The 24,041-nt window shown below is 59.4% G+C and carries 18 protein-coding genes and 2 pseudogenes; 6 read left to right on the plus strand and 14 right to left on the minus strand.

Annotated features, from left to right (window positions below; translation table 11 throughout):
* Positions 1 to 229 precede the first annotated feature (229 nt).
* Together WG907_RS17155 and WG907_RS17160 are read right to left on the minus strand one after the other, a co-directional pair.
* Positions 230 to 2,455 (minus strand): TonB-dependent receptor, encoded by a 2,226-nt coding sequence (locus WG907_RS17155; RefSeq protein ID WP_340234721.1) that lies wholly within the window; start codon positions 2,453 to 2,455, stop codon positions 230 to 232.
* Positions 2,456 to 2,718: 263 nt separating this feature from the next.
* Positions 2,719 to 4,086: an LLM class flavin-dependent oxidoreductase gene (locus WG907_RS17160; RefSeq protein ID WP_340234723.1), complete on the minus strand. Its 1,368-nt coding sequence runs from the start codon at positions 4,084 to 4,086 to the stop codon at positions 2,719 to 2,721.
* Positions 4,087 to 4,282: 196 nt separating this feature from the next.
* Here WG907_RS17160 and WG907_RS17165 point away from each other — a divergent pair, with 196 nt between their 5' ends.
* On the plus strand, positions 4,283 to 5,149 hold the full coding sequence (locus tag WG907_RS17165; RefSeq protein ID WP_340234725.1) for a LysR family transcriptional regulator: 867 nt from the start codon (positions 4,283 to 4,285) through the stop codon (positions 5,147 to 5,149).
* A gap of 46 nt (positions 5,150 to 5,195) precedes the next feature.
* Here WG907_RS17165 and WG907_RS17170 read toward each other — a convergent pair whose 3' ends face one another.
* Entirely contained in the window at positions 5,196 to 6,287 is a 1,092-nt protein-coding gene (locus tag WG907_RS17170; protein ID WP_340234727.1) for an acyl-CoA dehydrogenase family protein, read from the minus strand.
* Positions 6,288 to 6,848: 561 nt separating this feature from the next.
* Here WG907_RS17170 and WG907_RS17175 point away from each other — a divergent pair.
* Positions 6,849 to 8,108 (plus strand): MFS transporter, encoded by a 1,260-nt coding sequence (locus tag WG907_RS17175; RefSeq protein ID WP_340234729.1) that lies wholly within the window; start codon positions 6,849 to 6,851, stop codon positions 8,106 to 8,108.
* Positions 8,109 to 8,487: 379 nt separating this feature from the next.
* Here WG907_RS17175 and WG907_RS17180 read toward each other — a convergent pair whose 3' ends face one another.
* Entirely contained in the window at positions 8,488 to 9,369 is an 882-nt protein-coding gene (locus WG907_RS17180) for an alpha/beta hydrolase family protein (RefSeq protein ID WP_340234731.1), read from the minus strand.
* Between the two features lie 721 nt (positions 9,370 to 10,090).
* On the opposite strand from WG907_RS17180, the gene istA reads away from it, so the two are divergent.
* Both istA and istB read left to right on the plus strand, forming a co-directional pair.
* The gene (gene istA, locus WG907_RS17185) at positions 10,091 to 11,578 is read left to right on the plus strand and encodes an IS21 family transposase (protein ID WP_340234733.1); all 1,488 of its coding nucleotides are present in this window, start codon (positions 10,091 to 10,093) and stop codon (positions 11,576 to 11,578) included.
* Positions 11,559 to 12,416 carry an IS21-like element helper ATPase IstB gene (gene istB, locus WG907_RS17190; RefSeq protein ID WP_340234735.1) on the plus strand — a complete coding sequence of 286 codons (858 nt, stop codon included), beginning with the start codon at positions 11,559 to 11,561 and terminating at the stop codon, positions 12,414 to 12,416. The genes istA and istB overlap by 20 nt, the downstream gene beginning before the upstream one ends.
* A 116-nt stretch (positions 12,417 to 12,532) precedes the next feature.
* Here istB and WG907_RS17195 read toward each other — a convergent pair.
* The 4 genes and pseudogenes from WG907_RS17195 to WG907_RS17210 form a co-directional block, all read right to left on the minus strand.
* Positions 12,533 to 12,843 (minus strand): annotated as a pseudogene (locus tag WG907_RS17195) (IS481 family transposase); the annotation flags it as partial.
* A gap of 98 nt (positions 12,844 to 12,941) precedes the next feature.
* The gene (locus WG907_RS17200) at positions 12,942 to 13,967 is read right to left on the minus strand and encodes a DUF7064 domain-containing protein (protein WP_340234737.1); all 1,026 of its coding nucleotides are present in this window, start codon (positions 13,965 to 13,967) and stop codon (positions 12,942 to 12,944) included.
* A 346-nt stretch (positions 13,968 to 14,313) separates the two neighbouring features.
* Positions 14,314 to 15,429 carry an Rv3169 family protein gene (locus WG907_RS17205; protein ID WP_340234738.1) on the minus strand — a complete coding sequence of 372 codons (1,116 nt, stop codon included), beginning with the start codon at positions 15,427 to 15,429 and terminating at the stop codon, positions 14,314 to 14,316.
* Positions 15,430 to 15,486: 57 nt separating this feature from the next.
* Positions 15,487 to 16,944: a phosphotransferase family protein gene (locus WG907_RS17210; protein ID WP_340234739.1), complete on the minus strand. Its 1,458-nt coding sequence runs from the start codon at positions 16,942 to 16,944 to the stop codon at positions 15,487 to 15,489.
* A gap of 257 nt (positions 16,945 to 17,201) precedes the next feature.
* Here WG907_RS17210 and WG907_RS17215 point away from each other — a divergent pair, with 257 nt between their 5' ends.
* Positions 17,202 to 18,194 carry an Lrp/AsnC family transcriptional regulator gene (locus WG907_RS17215; protein ID WP_340234741.1) on the plus strand — a complete coding sequence of 331 codons (993 nt, stop codon included), beginning with the start codon at positions 17,202 to 17,204 and terminating at the stop codon, positions 18,192 to 18,194.
* Positions 18,195 to 18,206: 12 nt separating this feature from the next.
* Here the strand turns inward: WG907_RS17215 and WG907_RS17220 are convergent.
* From WG907_RS17220 to WG907_RS17245, 6 genes and pseudogenes are all read right to left on the minus strand, one after another.
* Positions 18,207 to 18,362, minus strand: a pseudogene (locus tag WG907_RS17220) (IS630 family transposase); the annotation flags it as partial.
* A gap of 221 nt (positions 18,363 to 18,583) precedes the next feature.
* The gene (locus WG907_RS17225; protein WP_340234742.1) at positions 18,584 to 18,793 is read right to left on the minus strand and encodes a hypothetical protein; all 210 of its coding nucleotides are present in this window, start codon (positions 18,791 to 18,793) and stop codon (positions 18,584 to 18,586) included.
* The gene (locus WG907_RS17230) at positions 18,775 to 19,335 is read right to left on the minus strand and encodes a metallophosphoesterase family protein (protein ID WP_340234744.1); all 561 of its coding nucleotides are present in this window, start codon (positions 19,333 to 19,335) and stop codon (positions 18,775 to 18,777) included. Before WG907_RS17230 ends, WG907_RS17225 begins: the two co-directional genes overlap by 19 nt.
* A gap of 2 nt (positions 19,336 to 19,337) precedes the next feature.
* Positions 19,338 to 20,534, minus strand: a complete 1,197-nt coding sequence (locus WG907_RS17235) for an ATP-binding protein (protein WP_340234746.1) — start codon at positions 20,532 to 20,534, stop codon at positions 19,338 to 19,340.
* Positions 20,535 to 20,586: 52 nt separating this feature from the next.
* Entirely contained in the window at positions 20,587 to 21,258 is a 672-nt protein-coding gene (locus WG907_RS17240; protein ID WP_340234748.1) for a S1 family serine peptidase, read from the minus strand.
* Between the two features lie 380 nt (positions 21,259 to 21,638).
* A complete protein-coding gene (locus WG907_RS17245) occupies positions 21,639 to 22,808 on the minus strand; it encodes a site-specific integrase (protein WP_340234750.1) in 1,170 nt (389 codons plus the stop codon).
* 195 nt (positions 22,809 to 23,003) lie between these two features.
* Between WG907_RS17245 and WG907_RS17250 the strand changes: the two genes are divergently transcribed.
* Positions 23,004 to 24,029 (plus strand): hypothetical protein, encoded by a 1,026-nt coding sequence (locus WG907_RS17250; protein ID WP_340234751.1) that lies wholly within the window; start codon positions 23,004 to 23,006, stop codon positions 24,027 to 24,029.
* Positions 24,030 to 24,041 lie beyond the last annotated feature (12 nt).

Below are 24,041 nucleotides of genomic sequence, written 5' to 3' on the forward strand. Positions count from 1 at the left end.
CCGGCGGGGCAGAACACGGGGCCGCCGCGATCCGTTGTTCGACCGATCATCAGCTATTGCGCCGCCGAAGCAGGCTATGCGGCTTGAAAATTGCCTTCGAACGTCGCCAGTTACTATCGAACTGGGTCACACGCGCCAGCGCGTGACCCAGTTCATTGCCGGAACAGGTGCAATCAACCAGTACCCGTTCCCGCCAATCGAGCAGCATGGATCACAACGACGGTCTGTATTAGAACCGGACGGTTAGGTCCGCGCCATACGTGCGCGGCGGGCTCCAGTTACCGACCTGCTGGAATGCAGATGTCTGGAAAAAGCCCGACAGATGATAGGCCGTGTTGCCAATATTCTTGACGAATGCCTTAAGCGTAAATCTGTCACTATTTGGGGTAAACGAGACAAAGAGATTCTGTATATCGTAAGGCTTCTGGGTGATCAAAGGCGTAGCGAATTGATCATAAAATACCCTTCCGCTGAAGAATGTCTCGCCTCTCACCGTGAGCTTGCCGGCCGATGCTATATCGGCGCTATACTCCAGACCTACATTGACGCTGTAATTGGGAGCACGGTTTAGCCAATTACCTTTGACATTGACGAAGGTTGTCGTGGCCGGCGATCCACAAGCGCCAAGGAACGCCGTATTATTGCAGGTAGAGAAGTCCTTATATTTGGCGCTTTGGGCCATGCCAGCGATATCCAACTTCAGGTTATCGGTAAGGACAGCCTGAATCTGGGCTTCTACGCCGTATATCCTCGAACTTGCTGCGTTACGCACGCTGAACACCGACAGGTTGTTCACCAACGCGGCGCTGGTTACCTGAAGGTTTTTATAGTCGTAATAATATCCTGCGAGATTGACCCTGATCCGGCCGTCCGCGAGGTCGCTCTTGATGCCAATCTCTCCTCCCTGAATCGTTTCGGGATCATAGGAATTCACTGCCGTTACATTCGATGCAAACCCACCAGACTTAAAGCCCTTGGAATAGGTTCCGTAAACCATGATGTCAGAAGTCACGTCGATCTGAAAGCCAACGCGCGGCGTCCAGGAATTGAACGAAACCTTGGCATTGGTTTCCGGTAGAATGTTTGCAACAGTCCCATTGTTGCGCGTCAGGAAAAAGGATTGGTTTACGGCCTTCTCGTCATGATTGTAGCGCAGACCGGCAATCAGGCGGATATTGTCCGTAATCGAAAAAGTGTGGTCTGTGAACACGGCATAAGATCGCGCTTTTTGGAATGTGTGAAAATCATTCCGGCCGGACGCGAAAATGGTCAGATCAGTCGAAAGATCGACATTGTCGTTGAAGTAGAAGAAGCCGAGAATAGATTTCAGTCTATCGTCGAATAGATTGGCATTCAAGTTAAACTCTTGAGTGAGCGTCCGCGATCGTGTGCGTTGCGTCGTCGGTCCGCGAAAGGGCGCTGTAGCACTCGCATCGGAATCGATCACCATGTACTGACGGTATTTTTGATAACTGGTAATGGATTTCAACGAAAGGTCGTCGGTCAGATCCCACGTCGCCGTCGCAACCGCCTGAAAATATTTGCTATTCAGCTTGGCGTCTTCGTCCGTATAGGTTTCCCAAGGACGATAGGTCTGGGGCTGACTCGCTGCGTTGATCGCCGCGTTCAGCGACGGAGCGAACGCATAATATGACGTCGATCCCCACGACTTCAGGCCTATAGCTTCGACCGACAGCTTGAACGTATCGGTGGGTTTGACATCCACCACGACGCGTCCGCCCACCGCACGGTAATCGTCGAGACGATCCCTGGGTGAGTCGGCATTAAGCACTCGCGTATAGCCCTTCGACTGATTATCGTACAAACCCGACACGCGAATGCCGACCTTATCGCTGAGCGGCCCTGAAACACTCCCACTCAGGCCATACCGCCCGTAATTGCCAACCCGGCCACTAACCTCGCCTTCAAATTTCTCGCTCGGTCCGCGCAGCACATAGTTGATGGCACCGCCGGTGGCATTGCGTCCATAGAGCGTGCCTTGAGGCCCCGCCAGGACTTCGACCCGCTCCAGATCCAGCATCGCGATATCGATGCTGCGTGACCGGGGCTGGTAGGCGCCATCGATGTGCGTTGCGACCGACGGGTCATCCGTCCCCGAACTGAGCCCGCTGCTGATCCCGCGAAGCGTGACCAGGTTGGTGCCAAAGATCGATCCGATCACGAGCGAAGGAACCTGCCCCTGCAGATCTGCCGCGCTGTCGATCTGGCGCAAGTCCAGCGCTTCTTCGTTAAGCGCGATGACGGTCGCCGGAACATCCTGAACATTTTCGGACCGCTTCTGGGCGGTGACGACGATATCCTGGATCCTTGAGTCCCGGTTATCATCTGTTGCCACTCCGGCCGGCGCAGTCTGTGCGAACGCGACGACAGGCCCGATGGCGAGCGACAGGCTGCTCGCAGCGGCGAGCAGGATCGTCTTAGTCAAATTAGGCATTTCATGAGCCTCCCTCTCCTGACCGCATCCAGGTCGCTGATTACTGCAGCGCCGTCACGGGTTGGGTCACATTCGCATTATCCTTGACGTTCGTCAATTATATACTTGTGGTTTAGCAAGTAAAATGTCGCAACCCTGGACGATCGGGCATACCCGTTTAGCGAAGAGCCGGATCGTAGCATTTTCCGGGGTTAAAAGGCGTGAATGACGTGATCCTTTGACCCGCGATCGGGATGTCTGACCCGGTATCGGATGAAGGCCTTTTAGACCTTAATCCCTGTGACTGAGTCCCGCTGTGGTTCAAACTCACCAAAAGCGGGCCGGCGAAGTCCCAGATTTTCGCGCAAAGTCTTGCCCGCATATTCGGTCTTGAACAGCCCCCGCCGCTGTAGCTCCGGCACGACGAGTCGTCCGAAATCGCGCATTCCCGTGGGCAGGGTGAAAATCAGCATGAACCCGTCGACCGCGCCGGCCGTGAACCATTCCTCCATCTTGTCCGCAATCTGCTGTGGCGTCCCGTGGACGGACAGCGCGGACCTCGCCGAACTGAACTTGCTGAAAATTTCCCGGACAGTCATCGAGCGCTCGTTCAGCCACGAACGGAGGAGCTTGTCGGCTGACTTGCTGGAGTTGGCATCCCTCGGCAGATCAGCGACGGTAACATAATCATCGAGTTGGAGATGCGAAATGTCAGCCTCTATGTCGTTGGACACCACCTCCCTGATTGTGTCGGGGTGCAACAGGGCATTAAGTTCCTCCAGCTTGTCCTCGGCTTCGGCTTCGCTCTGGGCGACAATCGGTTCGAACCCGCAGCACACCTTCACGTCACCCGGCCTGCGACCGAAGGTCGAGGTCAAATTCTTTGTTTCCCGATAATAGTCGAGCATGACGTCGAGATCACCATAGGTGCAGAATAACACGTCGGCTACTCTTGCCCCCAGCTGCCGTCCTACATCCGATGCACCCGCCTGGAACCGGACGGGATATCCCTGGGGTGGACGAGCAATATTCAAGGGCCCTCTTACCCTATAATATTCCCCGACATGGTCTTGAACATGCAACTTCTTGGGATCGAAATAATAGCCGCTTTCGGTATCGCGCACGAACGCGTCGTCTTCGTAACTGTCCCACAGCTTCATCACCACATCGACGAACTCTTCGCCGCGACGATAGCGTTCCGCATGCGGTATCTCGCGTTCATGTCCATAATTGAGCGCGGCGATCGGCGATCGGCTGGTGACGATGTTCCAGCCCGCGCGGCCATGGCTGACATGATCCAGCGCCGCGAACTGGCGCGCCAGATTATAAGGCTCATTGTGGCTGGTGGAACCCGTCGCGACGAGGCCGATCCCGGATGTGACGCTGGACAGCGCCGACATGACGGTCAGCGGTTCGAGGTGATTGTTGTAGCTGGTGTTGCGGGCGATCATCGCATGCGCGCCCGGCCGGACCGAGGGCCAGTCCGCATGAAAAATGAAATCGAGCTTGGCGCGTTCCGCTTCGCGGGCCAGTTCCGTCCAGACCGAGATGTCGGTCAAGGGATCGGGCTTGTCGAGAAACTTCATCCAGCCCGCTCTGTGCGACCCGCTCGGATTCATGAGCCAGCCCAATATCATCTGTTCAGTACGCATGGCTTGGTACACCTCGTCAGGCACCGGTCCGGGGTTAAAGCAACATGCCTGAACCCGCCGATCTGCTGACTTTGTGTAAGACGCGGTTTGGCATTAGGACAAACGAGCTTTACGACTGGCTATAAGCTTTTCTCATATCATCAAACGAGAACCTGCTATAAAAGGCCTGATGATCACCCGTTATCTGTAAAGTGCCATGAGCAAATTCGAAAACCTGCCGATTTCAAATCTCCGCAGCTATCTCGCTATCGTCGAAGCGGGATCGATGACGCGCGCGTCCAAAGAGTTGAACGTCACCCAATCCGCGCTGAGCCTGCAAATGAAAAGGCTGACCGAGATACTGGGACATTCCCTGTTCGCCCGCAGCGGCAATGCCAGCATTCTTACTCCGGCAGGGGAGAAATTGGCGCTGTATGCGCGCGCCATGCTGGACATAAATGATCGGGCGGTTGCCGACATAAATGCGCGCAACCAGCCGGTGTCGGTCCGGATCGGGATCGTTCAGGATCTGGCCGCGCCGCTGGTATCGAGCGTTTTTGCGCGGTTCATGAAGATGTGGCCGGACGCCAACATCCGTATTCGTGTCGGTAACACGCCCAACTTGCACGCCGAATTCGATGCGGGATTGCTCGACATTATTTTGGTCCTGGGCGCTCCGGATGAACCGCACGTCGCCCGGAGATATAGCGTTGAGTGGCTCGGCGATGAACGCTTGAGCAGGCTGCCGGAGATTCCACTGGCCGTGATGGACGCACCTTGTCCATTTCGCGACGCCGCGATCCGCGGGCTGGAGCGAGCCGGACTGCACTACCGGATGGTGCTGGAAACGCCCGGCATTTCCGTGCTGCGTGCGGCGGTAGAAAGCGGCCTGGCGCTGACATGCCGGACGTCCAACTTCTTCTACCCGGCCATTCCCCAGATCAACTGGCCGGGCATGTCCTTAGGCGAAGTTGCGCTCGTCGTCCGGCATAATGCAAATGCGCCCGTTGAGATTCTGCGATTATATAATTTGATCATCAACTCCCTGGATGACGTCAAAAATCCAGGGATCTACCGGTGGTAGCGCTCTACCAAACCAAAACACAATGCCCATTCCGACATATGCTGTCTTAGAACTCGGGTATGTTCCGTATATTCGACTTACCCTTCGTGAGCGCTCTACCCAGCAACTCGGTGGAGAGTCCTGAGTTTAATGCATTGTGGCGCGATCCGATGCTCAGATCACGCCAGTAGCTTTGAATATCGCTAGTCAGTGCAAAGGCATTGGGACCAGCGACGTTCAATAACGTGTCGGCAGCCTCCCGCAGCAAGCGCATCGCATAGCCGCAATCCGTTTGGCACTGCACCTTTTCGAACGTCGTAACGGTTCGATCCTGTGACACCAGGTCCATGATGTCACAGACGCGATAGATGTGCAGGAAGGCAGAATCGATCTTAATCGCAGCCTCTCCCAGCATCGCCAGCAATAGATGGGAATCTGCCTGACGATCATATTGCCAGCCGATGATCGGCCGATCGTTGATCTTGTGGCGCACGGCTTCGAGCATGCCCACCGCCGCTCCGAGCATGGCCGGCACCACCGTCAATGCGAACTGGGGTTCAGCCGGCCACACGTCGCGCGGTTCGGCGACGTCCTTCGTCACAAAATTAGCCCGGTTCGCCAACTCGCTGTCGCGGATGAGAAGCTCGGACGGAACGAAGTGGGCTTGCGCCACCACGCGATGACTTCCTGAGGCAGACAGACCGGCAACCTTCCAGTCCCTGACAATCTCTGCGCCTTCGGCAGACAGGTCGATGAAGGCATTTCCCATATCGACAGGGGAGCCATTTACGTCATGAATGACGACGCCGCACCAGGCCCAGTCCACTTGCAAACATCCGGATGCATAGGGCCATTGTCCAGATATCAGAAAGCCACCATCGCAGGGCGTTGCTGTTCCCGTCTTGGAGCCGACGAAACAGGTTAGTTCGTCGCCCCGCTTGAATAATTGTTCTGCCTTCGCACGCGGCAAGGAAGCCGCCATGGCCGTACTTGCCGTCACAATGCCGTAGGCCCACGCCGAACCGGGGCATGTTTTCGCGAGTTCGGACACCGTATCGACGAACACGCGCACCGTTTCCCCTTCGCCGGCCATGCGTTTGGGCGAAGTAATGCGATAGAGTCCGGTCAACTTGAGCGCCTGCGCGACAGCGGGCGCCATGCAAGCGTCCCGCTCTGCTGCCTGCCTGTGTTCCGCAAGCAGGGGCTGCAGCATCCTCGCTCGCTCGACGGGACTCGATCGGTCATCCGATCCGACTCTACGTTCGGTATTATAAGACATTTTGCCTGCTCCAATAGGCTTTCTCCTGCACATTAACTTGATGACCGTCAAGGGGATTGGATTGAGCGACCAGCATTTCAGGGTCTCCTCTCACCATCAGCTTGGCCCGCCGGGAGCTTCCGACAATCATGACGACGCAAGTCCGCTTTGCGCGATCAGCTCCCCGAGCCATCATCACCCAGCCCGCGCGGCAGCCTTTTTTGCGAACTTCTGGAGGTGCAGAATACTTGAAGGTCATCAAGCATAAAGCTTGACATCCTATACGAAAATTGCCCACCTTCTGGACCAATGTTGTCACGTTGGTGTGCAAGGTTGGGCGACCACTCATCCTGACCAAAGCCCCCAAGCGAAAGCGGTCCGCTCGACATGAGTTGAATAGCCAGTCTGGCATGATCAGTCGGCGAAATCAGCCAGTCGGCGGTAGAAAATAAAGGGAAGAGGATGAGCAGCGAAATTGAAGGATCGGCGAATCATAATCCCCCACCCGGGGAGTTCCAACGCAACTGGAAGCTGATTATAGCCTGCGCGGCAGGCTGCGGATTCTGCATGAGCGCGATTTCGCAACATTCAATCGGACCCTTTGTCAAGCCGCTGTCAGAGGATATGAACTGGACTCGAACGCAAGTCCAAAGCGCGTTGCTGTTATCTCAACTCGCGGCGGCAACGGGCGTCATCTGCGCTGGCATATTGATCAGTCGTTTCCCGCTTCGAAGCATCGCTATTGCCGGGCTCACCGGCACAGTGATCGGGCTCTTGTTGGCCTCCCAGGCAAAGTCTTTGCCTTTTTACTATTTGGCTTACGTCATTGCTGCCTTCGTAGGCGCTGGCGCTGGCAACATTGCCTGGTCGAGGGCGATCACGGGCTCCTTCGACACGCATCGGGGCCTTGCCCTGGCGATAGCTCTCTCGGGCACCGGAATATCCGGAATTGCGCTTCCATCGATTTTGGTTTGGGTGATTTCGGAATATGGCTGGCGGACGGGCTATGTCGCGCTCGCCGCCTTTCCTGCCCTGATATCCTTGCCGTTGGTCCTCTTTCTGTTCTGGCCGGAGCGTAGCCACGGCGCCGGCGCCAAAGCACTGGCTGCCAATAGCCTCAGTAACAAGGAGCTGTTTCGCTCCTATCGGTTCTGGGTCCTGCTGATGTCGGTCGTCTGCGTCTATTTCGCGGTCACGGGGGTCCTTTCCAATCTGATCCCTGCCCTTACAGATGGCGGTTTTTCCGCAGCGAATGCTGCTATCGCGCAAGGAAGCCTCGCGGCTGCGATTTTGGCGGGGCGCCTTCTGGTCGGACTGCTGGTCGACAGATTCTGGGCGCCTGCGGTCGGCGCGATCTTCCTCACGCCGCCGGCCATCGGCTGCCTTATCCTGATGTCCGACCCCTCATTGATTGCCGCCATTTGCGCGGCAGCGATGATCGGAATGGCAGCGGGAGCGGAACTTGACCTTCTGGCCTTGCTGATATCCCGCTATTTCGGGCTAAGGCCTTTCGCCCGCATATTTTCTTACATGAGTGCCATGATTTCGGTCGGTGGCGGTGTCGGCCCGCTATTATTTTCCTGGATCCGCGAATTCACCGGAAGTTATCAGGCAAGCTTTACCATGACCGCAGGGCTGTTCCTCTTGGGCGGGCCTCTTTTAATGACGCTCGGACGCTATCCGCAGCTTGCTGAAAATGAGGCAAAGGCTGCGGCGGCGTGAGATTTTTGAGCTAGATCAAACAACGAGGCTGGGGATCGTAAAAACCCTTCTGGCGCATGGCGTCACTACCATTATTGATGGATATGGCAGTAAAGCTGGCCTGGCACCAAGCCGCCTGGCGTTGACGACGCCATGGTCTGGCTCGTCCGCGCCCGCGGACGACCCGCTCCTCAAAGCTGGCGCGGCGAAAGCTGGTGCCGCGCGAAAGCGTGCAAGTTCTGTAGAACGACCGACAGCCGGCGCGCTTTCGGGTCAAGCATGTCTTCGCCGGCCAAAGCCTTTGGTCTCAAGTCGATAAACCCCAAAAAGCTGGGCGATGTCGGCCTTACCCGAGGCCCATTTGCCTATAGGCTATGTTCAAGCCACGACGACCGTCTGACTAAAAATCGCATCTTTGCCGCAACCACCCGATGATGAGCCGGGCCAGAGCGATGCGCTTGGTGAGAAAGCTATGATCGGTATCCAGGATCACGTCATCGAATACCCGGACTCCCGCATCGCGGAACGCCTGAGCGATCGGCTTGTGGCAGGTTTCGATGGTCGCGACTCTGTCGTTCAGCGCTCCGATCAAAAGGACGTTCTTGTCGACGAGCCGCGGTGCCTGGACAATCGGTCGCACGCGATCCAGTTCAGCTGGATTCATGGACGCCAGGGTCTTCAACACATCAACTCGGCCCGCAGTCAACTCTTTCACCCGGTCATGAAAAGGCGTGCCCGAAATCTTTTCAGGCGATTGGGCAACAGCCATGCTGTTCGCGGCAACGGCGATGACCGACTGAATAAGCGGGTCCGTCGCACAAGCAAATATGCTTACATTGGCACCGCCGCCGCTCAAGCCCATAACGGCGATCCGCTGGGGATCAGTGCGCCATAGCTTGCCCTGACCTGTTTTGGCATCGCCAGTCGACGTTGACCTCACATAGGCTGCGGCCGCCAACAGATCGTCGGCGGCCGTCGCCAGTGTGTATATATGCTGGTTGTCCCACATGCCACGGGGGTGGAACGTCATCACATTGATCCCGGCGACCTGGAGCGGAATGATTACGCTTTCCAGCCGATCGCCACCAAACCATTGCGGGCTTAGGATCACCGTTCCTTTCAGCTCGCTACCCCGCGCTATCCACACGGTGGCGTGGACGACCGAACCTTGGCTGATAAAATGGGTAACGAATTGTTCAGGAGGAAACTCCGGATCCAGGATGCTGGGATCCGAAGTCACAGGGTCGCTGAATTTCGTGAGATCGAGGGTTTCAAAAGACATTATTTCGTCCTTTAACGCGCGGGTCACCCCGCAGAAAAATATGGTGCCTGGTGCCAGAATTGAAAAAAAAAGACGGCCCTCCGGACTGAGCAGAACCGAGGGCACTACTGCCGAAGCTACAAATTGCGTGCAGAACAATTTGATGCGCTCATTTGTCACCATCAACCGGACTGCAAGCGCCCGAATGCTCAGTCCGTGCGCTCCTGAGCATCGCAGTTTTAATTGATATCTGTCAAGTAATTGTTATTCGTTTACGCGTGATCGGTCTCTGGCGGAATGGTCTTGAGACGTGGGAAATCCCCCTGTCTCACATCCCGGCGTAATGTCTGCTTGCAGCCTTCATCTGCTAAGATCGGTCCTGGCGGATGAAGCAATTCGGAGGCGTCATTCTGCGTAGAGAGGTACGAGAATCGCACTCGTTCTAATTCTGTGCCACGCTGATCCGCTTCCACCACGCGGGCCGGTTTGTCTGTTAGTGATGGGGTGGACGCCCCCCGACGGCATCGATGTGCCACAGTGGAGGTGTTGAACACCACTTGGGGGAGGCGTCCCTGTCGGAAGTTAGCATAATCGGGTTGGATATCGCCAAGCATGTTTTTCAGGCGCACGGGGTTGTGCAGGGCGGTGACAAAACCAGCCACAGGAACGCCGGCGTTGTGCTGAGCGTGGCGGAGTAAAATCCGGCCAGTGGGTAGGCTGATTCCTTTGGGGTCGGCCAGGGATGTTTGCCGTGGAGAGCTATGCCGCCGTTCGGCGCTTCGTGTTCGTTGAGGGTCACAGTCGTCGCGAAGCGGCACGGGTGTTCGGGCTGAACCGCGAGACGGTCGCCAAGATGTGCCGTTTTTCGCTGCCGCCGGGTTACACGCGGACCAAGCCGGCGGAGAAGCCGAAGCTGGGTCCGCTGCTGCCGGTCATCGATGCCATTCTGGAAGCGGATCGGACGGCGCCGGCAAAGCAGCGGCACGCCGCCAAGCGGATCTTCGAGCGGCTGCGCGACGAGCACGGCTTCGCCGGCGGCTACACGGTGGTGAAGGATTATGTCCGGATCTGCCGGGCGCGGGGCCGCGAGACGTTCGTGCCGCTGTCGCATCCGCCGGGCCATGCGCAGGTCGATTTTGGCGAGGCGGTCGGGGTGATCGGCGGTGTGCGCCAGAAGATCCACTTCCTGTGCATGGATCTGCCGCAGTCGGACGCCTGCTTCGTGAAGGCATATCCGCGCGAGACGACCGAGGCGTTCCTTGATGGCCATGTATCGGCGTTCGCCTTCTTCGGCGGCGTACCGCTATCGATCCTGTACGACAATACGACGATCGCGGTGGCGAAGATCTGCGGCGACGGGAAGCGCGAGCGCACCCGAGCTTTTACCGAGCTGTGCAGCCATTATCTGTTCCGCGACCGCTTCGGTCGGCCTGGCAAGGGTAACGACAAGGGGAAGGTCGAGGGACTGGTGAAGTTCTCGCGTGCCAACTTCATGGTGCCGATCCCGGTCGCAGCGAGCTTTGACGAGTTGAACGCAATGCTCGCCGGCCGCTGCCGGGCTCGCGAGGCCGAGCGTGCTGGCCGACATAGCGAGACCATCGGCGAACGGCTGGTGGCCGATAGCGCCGCGCTACGGGAGTTGTCGGCGGTACCGCTGGAGCCGTGCGAGAAGCGGGCGGCGCGAGTCTCGTCGATGGCACTCGTGCGCTACCGGACGAACGACTACTCGGTGCCGACGGCCTACGGCTTCCAGGACGTCGTGGTGAAGGGCTTCGTCGACGAAGTCTTGATCCTGTGCGGCGGCAAGGAGGTCGCCCGGCATCCACGCTGCTATGGCGAGGGTGCGTTCGTCGCCGATCCGCTCCATTACCTCGCACTGATCGAGACCAAGCCCAATGCTCTGGATCAGGCCGCCGCGCTACAGGGCTGGAACCTGCCCGAGGTGTTCCAGCATCTACACCACCTGCTGGAGGCTCGGATGGGGAACCGCGGCAAGCGCGAGTTTATCCAGGTCCTGCGGCTGCTGGAGGCGCTGCCGCTGGATATCGTCACCGCCGCGGTGACCCAGGCGATCCACATCGGCGCGCCCGGCTTCGATGCGGTCAAGCTGATCGCATTGGCGCGGATCGAACGGCGTCCCGCCCGGCTCGATCTCGACGCCTATCCCCATCTGCCGAAGATGGACGTGAAGACGACGTTGGCCGCCGATTATGCGGTGCTGGCGGCATGAGCAGGACCGCCGACGACACGATGCCAACGGGCACCATGAGCACTGCGCCGCAGGTCCTGTCGCCCATCACCTCAAGCAGCTCAAGCTGCCGACGGTGCTGCGCGAGTATGACAAGGTAGCACGCGAGTGCGCCCGCGACGGCATCGACCATCCCCGTTATCTGCTGCGGCTGATCGACCGCGAGCGCCGGACGATCGAGCGGCGCATCCGGGCGGCGCGGTTCCCGGCGGTGAAGAGCTTCGACACGTTCGACTTCGCCGCTATTCCGGGTCTCAACAAGATGCTCGTTCTGGAGCTTGCTCGCTGCGAGTACGCCCTGCGCCGCGAGAACGTCATCGCACTCGGCAACAGCGGAACCGGCAAGACCCATGTCGCGCTCGCGCTCGGCCTGGCTGCCTGCCAGAAAGGGCTGACGGTTACGTTCACTACCGCTGCGTCGCTGGTCAACCAGCTCATGGAAGCGCGTGACGAACGCCGCCTGCTCAAGCTCCAGCGCGACCTCGCGGCGGTAAAGCTGCTCATCGTCGACGAACTTGGCTACGTGCTGCTGTCGCAGACGGGGGCGGAGCTGCTGTTCGAGGTATTCTGCCAGCGGTACGAGCGCGGCTCCACCATTGTCACTTCCAACCTGCCATTCGAAGACTGGACGCAGGTGCTGGGGTCGGAGCGGCTCACCGGTGCGCTGCTCGACCGGCTCACCCATCACGTCAGCATCCTGACGATGAACGGCGACAGCTACCGTCTCAAGCAATCCGCCCACCGCCGCCGCTCCGCCGGCAGGGCGGAGCAAAACCAGGCCACCGAGAGCATCGACCCGGACACCGACGAGATTACCTGATCACAAAAATGCCGAAGATATGAAGAGGGCCCCGATCGGGGCCCTCTTCATATCGTAGCGTTACACCATCACTGGCCTGCTTTTACTCCGCCACGCTGGCCTGGAATCCGACCGCCGTTGACAGACGAGCGTGTCAGGTGCGGGATCGTGTGGCCTGCAAGGCGTAGAGGCAGTCGTCCAGCGGAAGCAGCGTGTGCTTGCGGAAAGCGACGATGATCGCCTCGTGCTCGATGCTCAGCACTGTTGAATGCGCATCCTTAGGACCAGCAGGAAGATCGCTGACCGACGTGCGTCGCTTCCACTTAGCCACCGTCTTGGGGTTGATCCCGTAACGCTTGGACAGGACGATCAGGCTCTCTTGACTATGTTGTATTGCTCGACGGACTGCCGCTGTCGTGCGTGCGCTCCCGTGCAAAATCTGTCCCATAGTGCGTCCTTGCATTGTTGGCTGAATATTACACCATCAAATGCCGGGACTAAACACTTGAATGATCCGCTGATGTTGACCTCGGATCATCACGGTATTCACACCCGGCCCCGGAAGGCGCGGATGTAATCTGGGCGCAGTCCGCGCTGCAGTTCGCCATAGGCCGTGCGGCCCTCGCACTCCCAGCGCACCGAGCAGATGACCGCCTCAAGGGTGGGCCACGGGTACCAGGGACAGGCCGCAAGGATCGTGCCCTTCATCTCGTAGGTCCGCCCGCAGGCGTCCGTCAGCTCCATCTCGACGAATTCGGGGAAGAGGGTGCCCGCCGTACGCCGGCTGCGCTTGCGTGAGGAGACCAGCGGGGTCAGCTCGCCGTCGCGCCACACCCAGCCGAGCTTGAGCGGATCGCCGGGCGACGCCTCGATAACGCCCTTCCAGTCCGGGTCGGAGTCCAGGTTGTCCTGCGCAGTGCAGCCGAAGCTGAAGTCGTCGCCAAAGGCGCCCGTCATCCAGTCGATCGGCGGCATGCCCCCCGGCTGCAACGTGTCTCGCCGCAGCTCTGACCAGGTGCGGTCGCGGACGTTGAACCCCTCGACGGGGTAGGTCTCGCCTCCCAGCGTTAGCTCGCCCGTGGTGCGCATCGCTTGCTCGAGGTGGTGGCCGTTAGCGAGCACCATTGCCGGCATCACCGCCTCGAAGGAGATGTCGAGCGCGTTCCCCCGACCGGGGTCCGCGTAGCGCAGCCGGTGCCTGCGCATCGGCTCCTGCGTCGTGACATGATAGCCGTTGGGCAGCTTGTAGTCGTAAAGGTCTCCGGCCAGGCAGTCGTCGGAGGCGAAGGTTACCATGTCGAACAGCTCCGCCTCCAGGGGTCCACGCTTGACGCCGCGCCATGCAAAGACGCCACCGCTGACGACGCCGAGGTTCGGGTGGTGCCAGAGATATGTCAGGCCGTGAATATGCTCCTCGGGGACGCTGAATCCGAAATATTGCGTCTCCGTGAGCGCCGGGTCGGTCTGGCCCTCGCGCGCCTCCGGGTGCAGCAGGTCGCAGGCGGGCGTGGGTTTGCTGAACGATCGGTTCTGCTGTTCCCAGAAAACTTGCTGCTGCGTATCCGTGGACATGTCTCTCTCCCTTCGACCTGCATGCGCCACCGCGGCCGGGGCGGGAGCATGCTGTGCTCGATCACGCCGCAGCCGCGGTCATCCGTGTTTTCAATCATCGACTTCTTTGCGCAGGCGCTGCCTGTCAATAGAACGGTTTTAAGAACAAATAATTTTAGATGAATTTTAATCAATGTTTTATAATATAGGCTTTCGCCCATGTTATTTTACATTAGAATCAACAATTATTGCCATAAACAACAGACTTAATCGCGCGGTGATCTATATTTTTCATCATGATCTTTGTTCAACGGTTAGGATTCTAGCAGGAGTACAGTATTTTCGAAATATTGTCTTCCTGTGATCATCAATCCTGCAGTGTCGGATTATAAACCCATCCTTCACGCGGGCCGCAGACATTGTTGACCAGACCCACGCCCTGTGCGCCATTCAACGTCAATTCCACCAGGCGGTCCTGAATGTCGAAATGCCATCGATCATCGTCGCCGCTGCGGTCAGCGCGAAGCGACGCCAGGGTAGAATTTTTGTTGAAGTCCCAGGTTTCGCCCTCGATCAGCAGCGGGCCGCGGTCGAGGCCATGGCGGTCGTCATAACCCTGGCCGGCATTGTAGAAGGGCTGCTGGATGCCCTTGGCCTCCAGCCTCCAGATCTTGCCATGCTCGTCGGTGAACTCCCATTCCGCGCGGCTCCACAGGCGCGTGCTGCCAAGCGCGGTGGTATCCTCGTCGAAATGGAAATTATGTCTCGCCTTGACCAGCCGTGTCACGCGGCCATCGTCATGCATGACCGCGCCGTCTTCCAGCAGGTAGTTATTGCCCTCTACCGGCACGTGGAAGAAGGTGAAGTTCAGGCTGCAATCGTCGAAATGCCCCATGATCCAGAAATAGGCTTCGACATGGCGCATCAGCCCCTTCCCGCGCACGCCCCAGGTGCGATCGCGCACGCCGACATAATTGTCCAGAGCGATGGTTTCGCCCTCGATCGTGATCGCCCCGTCGAAATAGGCCATCTGGGTGAAATGGGTCATTGGATTGCTGGGTACGTCGAGCTTATTGTAGAGAAATGGCTGCGCCCTGGCGCTGACATCGATGGAGCCGGTGATGCCGTGGGGATTGTCGCCCAGCGAAAAGCGGTGCCGCTTCATCGGCTCGATCGTCTCGATCTTGAGCGGGCCGACATGGCTGTTGTTGCGATCCGTGGCATCACCCTCGTGCGAGATATGCCTCGACGCGCGGAAATTATACTGCATCCCGTCGCGGATCACGCAGAAGGAGCCGTCGATCACACCACGGCCGCTGACATTGGGATAGGTGCCGAGGCCGGCGGCGATATAAGTGCGACCGTCTTGCCCATGGCATCCGAACCAGGTGCGGTCCATGAAGCTCTCGCTCTTGATGGCGACGGTATCGAGTGTGTCGCCGGTCTGGTGGATGAAATAATCATCCCATTGCGTCAGTGCCATCCTAAATCTTTTCCTATTTCAAGACTATTTCCGAAGGCGCGACGGCCCGTCATGCTGCTATGCCCGAAGCTGGGCGGCTTCCGCCTTTTCGATCGCCTGCGCCATGCGCGCGGCCGGGGTCTGGACGAAGGAACCCAGCACCAGCAATTCGGGATGGACGCCAGGCAGTGAGTAGAAGCGAAATTCTGACTCCTGCATGACGGTGTACATGATGAAAAATCGGAAGACGTTGCAGTATTCGAGCTGGAATTGCGTCGGCGCTTTCCCGCCGGCGTCAATATAATGGCGCATGAATATCTCTGCTTCTTCCTCGCTTGAAAGCGACGCGAGAAGCCCCATGAGATCTTCGGCACGATCGCCCAGATGCGAAAGCTCCCAATCAAGCACGCCGCTGATCTGGTCACCCTGCATCATGATATTGTGCAGCGCATAATCGCCATGGACGAGGACGGGTGGCTCATCATTTTGCGGCAGATTGGCGCGCAGCCAGTGCAAGGTCGCCTCGACCGTCGGCGAAGCGAGGCCGGTGGAGCGCCACAGCTTGATCCAGCGGTCCAGATAAGCGCTCACCGCATCGCGGGTCGAAACTCCGACGAGATCGGCATCTATCAGGCTTTGCTGCAGATCGGCATCGGCTGCGTCGAGCGGAAGGGAATGGATGCTGGCCAGCTGAATCGCCAAGGCGCGAAGCCGCGCCGGGCTGAGCCGCTCCGCCGAAACGACCGTGCCGAAATTGCTGCCCTCCAGCTTGCGGGTGACGAGGAACTGCGCGCCATATTTTTCAACGTCGCGTTCAAGCCAGAGTGGCTCGGCTACGGCGGCGCCATGCCGATGCAGATAGCGCAGGAGGAAATATTCACCGTCGATATCGCGCCCCTCGATGCCGAGGGGCAAGCCAGTGCTGAGGCGCGAGACCAGGTCCCACCGCTCGCCGCTGGCGCCGGCGAGGGTGAACAGAGTGGTCTCGTTTGAAAAGCCTCCGATGAGCGGGGTGAATGCGACGATCTCGGCATTCTCAAAAGCCCCGCCCTGCGCCTGGGCGGACTCTTCCAGCCTCCGCCGGAAATCGCTGCCACCGCTTGCCGGGGCTTCTGCCGGAGACGGAAGCTTGAGCAGGTCGCATTCCCATACGCAAAGTTCTGCGATGACAGGCTGGAGCGCACCGGTCGGGTCCGCCGGATAACCAGACCGGGCCACGAGCGAGGACAGGCTCTTTTTTAGCGCGACTAGACCAGCCTGGGCCGCAGCATAATCTTTCCCGCTGGAAGGCAAGCATCGCAGTTGCCCCGCTTCGTCCGCGTCGGCATCGACCACTTCCGCAAGGCGCTGAGCCAGCACGTGGCCGGTCGCGTAGAAATGGGCAATCTTAACCGGGTCCTCGCGGCGAAGCAGTTCGCCTGTGATCGTCGCGGCCGCCATATGATCCATATCCGAAAGCGGAATATCAAAACGACTCGCCATGCGATCGAGGGATTTTGCTAGAGCATCAATCAGGCGACGCGTGTCCAGGTTCATGACACTGTTTTCCATTATGCCCATGCGACCCATGTTAGGCCGACCATCCTCATTCCGACGGATTAGTCCGTCTTCATTGTTCATTAGCCTCACCCATCAGTTTCGTCAACTTATGAATTGTCTTTTTGGTAGAAAACTGGCCAATATAATATGAAAGTAGCAATATGTGCTGCTATATGTTGCTCGTTGTATCTAATGAGCGCTTTGTTTGCACGCGGCCTACAACGCGCTATCGGATAGCCTTCAAAGGAGAGAAAATGGTCGGCAAAAGCGTGCAAAATCTCGTGTTGACGGACCTGGATCGCGCTATCCTGAACGCGCTTACCGCCGACCCCCTGGCTAGCGCCCGCGCTGTCGCTGAAACGTTGGGCGCGCCGGCGGCACAGGTCACGGGACGCATGCGCGCCCTTGATCGCCGCGGGGTGTCCCATGTTCTCGCAGTGCTCGATCTCGCGGCTGCAGGAGAGCAGATCTGCTTCGTGTCGGTCGAGATCAGAGGCCGCGCCCTTCAGTCCGTCGCAGCGGATATCGGAGCCATTGCCGAAGTCATGCTGATCAGCACTTTGGTCGATGGCCACCACGATCTGCTGCTGATGATCCGCTTCGGCACGCTCGATGCACTGCATGCCCTCATGACAAAACGCATCTGCACGATCGCAGGGATATATCGCTTCACGGTTTCGACCGTCCTCGATATCCCCTCCTTCCAGGCGCACTATGTATTGTTCGACTCTTCGCCGGAACCCAAGGCCGATTTCGCGGCGACGATGCGCGAGGTAGCAGAGGTCTTTGCCGGGCAGGTCGACGAACTTGATTGTCAGATCATTACCGAATTGCTCGGCAACGCCCGGCAGTCGATCAATATGATCGCCCGCAAATATCAGATCAACGCCAGCACCATTCGCTACCGCGTCCGCAGTCTGGAGAGCCGGGGCCTTATGCGTTTCATCACCGTGATGGATCCGCAGGCGCTGGGCATCCAGGTCTTTGCACTGGTGGAGATAGAGCCAAGGGCAAATTGCCTGGTCGATGTCGTGGCCAGCCTGAGAGGGCGGCCCTGGCTGCCGCAGATTTTCGTGACGACAGGGCCTGCGCCGATCAAAGGCATCATGCATGGCGCAGACCTCGGCGCGATTAAACGGATCAAGAACGAGGAACTGATAGGGATTAACGGGGTCATCGACGTCACCGTCACGACGCTATCCGGCGCTTACAAAAATGATATAAGATGGGGCAACAAATACACCTAGAGCAGAACCGGATCAATCTGGTTCATATCCGGTGGCGGTGAAGTAATTGGCGCACTCTTGCGGTGGAAAGCGCGGCAGAGCGTCGCGGATGGGATCCCAGAGTTCGGGGATGGTTCGTGCAGCGGCCTTCCGGAGGATGGCCTTCAACTTCGAGAAGGCATTTTCGATCGTGTGTTCATGATGACCCTGCAGTTCAGATTCCTGTTGAGGTATTTGCGGCGTTGACGAGCCAGATGCGTTGGGAACCGACCTTGGCCAGTCGTCCCTTGATCCGGCCGCGGCGAAGCCATCCATAGACGGTTTGGCGGTGAGCCCCGACGCGGTCGGCATATTCTTGGGGGTCACCTCGCCATCATGCGCGTGGGATATTACGAAGCCAGCCTGATCGTTCACAGTCCAGCTGCGTTGATCCATTGGAATCGGCCGGTGCGGACCGGCGTGACGATCGGTTCTCGCCCTTCATCCACATCAACCAGGAGGGCGTGCCCAGGCTCGTCGCGCTGGAAACGATCGGTTTCCGGCGTGCCTGCGTACCAGCTACGCGCATCAACTTTCAAAGCGCCATACCAGTCTCCTAGCGCTAAATAGTCGAGAGACAATCGCCGCGCCGGTCGGGGGCGATCTGGTTTTTAGTTTCTCCCTGCGAGCCGAAATCGCGGATCGAACCATGGGCGACACCGATGCGCAGGCGCGCGCCGGACGTCTCCATGGCGTCGAACAATTCGGTCGGGTCCTCGAGATGGTGTCGATGCATCAGCGGCGCCGGCAACAGCCAGACACCTTCCTCGATCTCGTGCGGCTGCGGCTCCGACAGGATCGTGATGCTTTCGCCCGCGCGCAGACGCACCCGATCCCAGAGACCGCCATTTCGCGCGAAATCATGGTTGCCGGGAAGGAGCCACCAGCGGCCCGGATGCCGCTCCATCCGCGAGATCGCCTGCATGATCGTGCGGTCTTCGGGGCCTTCGGTATCGAACACGTCGCCGGCGACCAGCACGTGATCGGCGCCGTGCAAACTCGCGGTCGTGCCGATGGCATCGATCGCGTCGAAGCGGGTCTCGGACGGTGCGGCGCGCACGTCGGGCTCGAAACGCCCATAGGGTTTACCGAGCTGCCAGTCGGCGGTGTGGATGAGCTTCATGATTAATCCTGCCCCGCCCTCATATCGCTGACCGGCATAGCCCTACGCATGAACGCGCCGAACATCGGCACGGTGAATGCCGTCTCCCCATAGCCCGGCGTGAAGATCATGCCCTTTGCGATCAGCGATGCGCGGACCGGCCCGAAGCTGGAAGGCTTCCGACCGATATGGTCGGCGATGACAGTCGAGGCAAAGGGCCCCTCCCCCAGATCCGCCATGCCGCGCAGATAGCGCTTTTCCGAGGGCGTTAGCCGGTCAAAGCGGACGCGGAAGAAACTGTCGTCGAGCGCGGCGATCGCTGTCGGATGCGCGAGTTCGACGTCGGCCGCCGTAATCGGACAGGCGTCTGCCGCATCCCAGCATTGCTTACCCCATTCCTGCAGGAAATAGGGATAGCCCTCGGTCACCGCGATAATCTGTGTGACAGCATCAGCCTCGATCGCACAATCCTCGGCCTCGATCGGATGGACAATGGCTGCACTCGCCGCCTCGCTGCCGAGCGGGCCGATGCTGGTGAACAGAAACAACCGTTCGGCGTAGGATTTGGCCTTGCCCATCTGTCCGGCCAGCTGCGGGAGCCCGGCGGCCACCAGCGTGATCGGACGATCGTTTTGCCGAGCGCGGTGGAGCGCCGTGATCAGGGCCGCCAGCTCGCGTTCTGGCACATATTGCAGCTCGTCGATGAACAGCACCAGCGCTGTCCCACGCTCAGCCGCTGCGGCTCCGGCCAAGTCAATGAGATCGATCAGGTCGGCTTCGAGGTCGCCATTATCGGCCACCCCTATTTCTCCAAGATCGAGCGAAGCCTCAAGCTCGCCATAGCTCAACTTGAACGCTTTCACGAACCGCGCAAGCGCTCCCAGGCCGCGTTTCGCCAGCGTCATCGCAGCCTGGCCGCGATCGAGCTTCAGCATGGCAGTCCGAAGCGCCGGGACTAACATAGCGGGCAATGACTGGCCCTCGGGAGCCTCGATCGGCACACTCAAGATACCCTCGCCTTCTGCTGCCCTGCGCATCGCATTGAGCAGAACGGTTTTCCCCACCCCCCGCAGACCAAGCAGGATCATACTTTGCGCATGACGGCCGTTTCGAATGCGATCGAGCGCGACGGCGACCGTCTCGAGGACGTCTTCCCGGCCGGCAAGCTCGGGCGGTCGGCTGCCTGCACCAGGCGCGAAGGGGTTACGGCGTGGATCCATTCTAGGCCGTTTATACAGTTCTAGCCCATTCGCATAGAACCATAAAAGCTTCCTATATGTCGGTAGCGGCGCGGACGCATGCGGCAATCACGATAATACGTCGATCGACCACATATCTTCGGGGAAAAATGACCTGGGCAATTGGCAGACTCCCCTTGCCCCGATCAAATTTAGGTAAGTCGAATCTGAAGCCAAGCAATCCGCCAGTCTCGCCGTCGTCTGACAAACGCGTGGGCAGAACGAACGCAGTCCGATCGAATGTGGATGGGAGCGGAAGACGATCGAAGATAACCGAAGGGATGTCAGTGCGATAGAGAAGATGGACGTTCATAGGCCACGCTCGGTCCGCGCCTTCTTCCACCAAGATTGCAGGCCACACACGCCCGAGTTGGGCGTCCGACCCATCGTTGGTGTGAAAGCGGCCCGAATAGATTCCGATGAAGTTGCACGCGCCGTCACCGCTCGCGTTCCGACCGTATCCTCCTGCCAGTTCGACTTGCCCGTGAACCCTCTGGATGACGGGAGACCCGGACATGCCCGGCCGCGAGGCGGTATCAACGATCAGCAATCGGTGATCCAGGAGCGGCGCGAGGAACGGCTCGCTTGCGAGCGCGCCCTGCTTCCAGACCGGCATGCCGACTCCAAGCCGTCCGAAAGGGAAGCCCAGGATGAACACTGGAATCCCAATGCGTTGTTTGAGCGTGACCGTTGGGATCGCGTTCATAGGCGTTAATGTCGCTTCATCTGGCGGGGGCAGCTCAATTTTCAACGACGCGATGTCGACCGCGCGCCCATGCTCCGGATGCTCGACCCAGAGAGGCCCGCAATCGGCGTCGATGTCGGCACTTTCACAATGAGGGGCGGCGCTCTGCGGTCACTGAGGGGGACGTAGATGCGAAGATGATCGGGGATCCCGCCCTGCTTGTGCGTGGGTTGATTGGTTTCGTTGTTGCGGCCGGAGACGACGTGCCAGTTCGTCACGAGCGAGAGCCGACGGTCGAACCGTAGCCATAAGAACGCGGTTGCTCCCCCCAAGGATCTGATCTCCGAAAAATGCCTCGACGTAGAGAGGGACCAACGAGCAGCTATCGATACCTGGTGACGTCATTCCAACCTTCCCATGAGGCGACCGACGGCACCGGCTTCGGCTGCCAAATTACGGTTGTAGGCGAGCGGCATGCGGGGACTTTTCCAGCGCAGTGCATCCATGATGCCGGCTAAATCCTCGCCGCTTGTGAACAGGTCCTGGTTGAGGCCCACCCGCGTCGAATGCGCGCTGATTCCCTTGAGCAACCGAGCCAGATCATCGGCCGTGAGATCGGCAAGAGCGCCGCGTTCAAACGCCCGCTGGATCATCGATCGGTAGATCGAGCCGACGGACGCAGGGTGGAGTGCCCCCTCCCCCACGTCATACTCGACCCGCGCCGGCACCGCAGGCTTCGAGAGGGTCTTGCGGAGGTCCCAGGCCTCGCGTCCGGAAATGCTCTCAATGCGTCGCCCCTTCGCCGCCGCCTTCGCCTTGTAGCGCCGCACATTTACCCGCCGGAACACCGGCCCAGCGGCAATATCGGCCGCCTCGATCCATGCGGCAATCGCCCGAACGGTGCGAGGGCTCAGAAACGCGGTGGCCCCCTCCCCCTCCTGATCACCCTTGCTGCGCGGGATGCTAAGCAGCCGCGCATCGGGATCGATCGCCTCGATAATGTGCTCGACCTCGATCGCGACCAGCTCCGAGGCACGAAGGCCGGTATCGTAGCCAGCCGAGAGCAGCGCCCGATCGCGCAGGCCCGGCAGATCCTCCGAACAGCTTTCGAGCAGCGCCCTCACATTCAGGCCGCGGGGCTCGTCGCGCTCGACATTGCGCACTAGCCCTTTGAACCGCAATGGCCGCGCCTGTTTCTGCGACGTGCCAAGACGGCGACGGATCGCCTGCAGGCGCAGCTTCACCAGCGAGGCCGGCGTCGGATCCTTGAGGTCGAGCAGCAGGTGAATCTTGGCGATTGACGCCTTGTAGCGGCCGAGCGACGCTGGCTTGCTCCCCTTCTCCGCGCGCGCATCGAGATAGTCCGCCACAGTTTCCGGGGATGCCGGCAGCGATGTGCGGTCGTGAAGCCGGCACCAGAGGTCGAACGCCTCCAAGTCGGACTTGAGCGCACGGACGCTGTGCGGCGAAGACGCCGCCTGGTACGCGGCGATCAGCGGCTCGTTGACGACGATGCGTTCGACCGCGCGCATCTTCACCACGGCCCAGGAGAGATCGTCGACGGACGTCATGGGCGCTGGCGCCGTTTCCCCCGCAATCAGGGCTTTGTCATCAAGATGCGCGGGGTGATCCATCAGCGTGATATGTAGCTCACTAATTATGAAAGGTCAAATATGGACACGTGATAACTGCAATTATCATAGGTCAACCTTTGAAGAGCGACAGCATGGTAGACGCTATGGCTACTTTGAGGATATTCTTATGCCATGCCTGTTGCCATCCCAGACCTCTCAGAGCCAATCTGGACCTCTAGGCTCGTCGCCCGTCTGGAACGGGCGGCAGCGGCGATAGGCCGCCTCGATGCCCGTGTTTCTGCCAGTCCTGCCGCAGCGCCGTGGCAGCGACGCGCTACCTGGACCGGCTATACCACGGCGCTGCGGGTGCAGGGCGCCGATATTGACGAGATTGATATTTTCGGACGGGAATGCGCCGTCAATCTGCCCGGTCGCCGGCCGATGCCGACCAATCTGGACGATCATGATGCGCTTCCGATTTGGCAGCGGCAATTGGCCCAGCGCGAATCCCGTTATTGGCGAGACGAGCTCGCGATCTCAACGGACGTCCCAGAAGATTGGAGCCAGCGGCCAGCCCTCCTCCGCGCGCTTGAGATTACGGCCCGGCGCTCCCGCGCAGACAGCACGATCACGCCGTGGCTTGCCGTCCCCGGGCTCCTGCGATCGATGAAGATCACCCAGGCCGCGCTGCCGTGCCTGACCATTGGCGACAAGGCGCTTCGCCTCTCGCCGCGCGACACGCAGGCCATCGTCCTGCGTAACCTCCGGTTGCTCACCGATCGGGCGGAAGAGGGGCTGGTGAGGCTCCAGGCGATCGAGGAAGACCGCTTACGCGCCGCCGCAGCCCTCCATGGCGCGCACCGTCCTGGCAAGCTCCTGGAGTTGCTCAGCCTTGTTCAGTTTGTCCCCGTCGTCAGTCCTCGGATGCTCGCCCGGCGATTAGACGTGACGATCTCTGGTGCCGGCAAGCTGCTTTCTCGCGCGGCAGATCTGGACCTTCTAGTGGAGGTGAGCGGTCGTCAGGCCTGGCGGACCTATATGACGCGCGATCTGGCTATCGCCTTCGGGTTTGGTATCCGTCCGGTAGAGCGACCCCCTGCCCCGCCCCAGGCGCTCCCAGATTTTGTACCCGCGCTCGCAGAGTTTGATCGTGAAATGGCCGAACTCGATTCGATGCTAGCTGGCCTCGGTATCGATGTCTCGGCTCACCACCACTGATTGAGTTGTAGC

It is taken from the genome of Sphingobium fluminis (genome assembly GCF_037723805.1).
Taxonomy (GTDB): Bacteria; Pseudomonadota; Alphaproteobacteria; order Sphingomonadales; family Sphingomonadaceae; genus Sphingobium.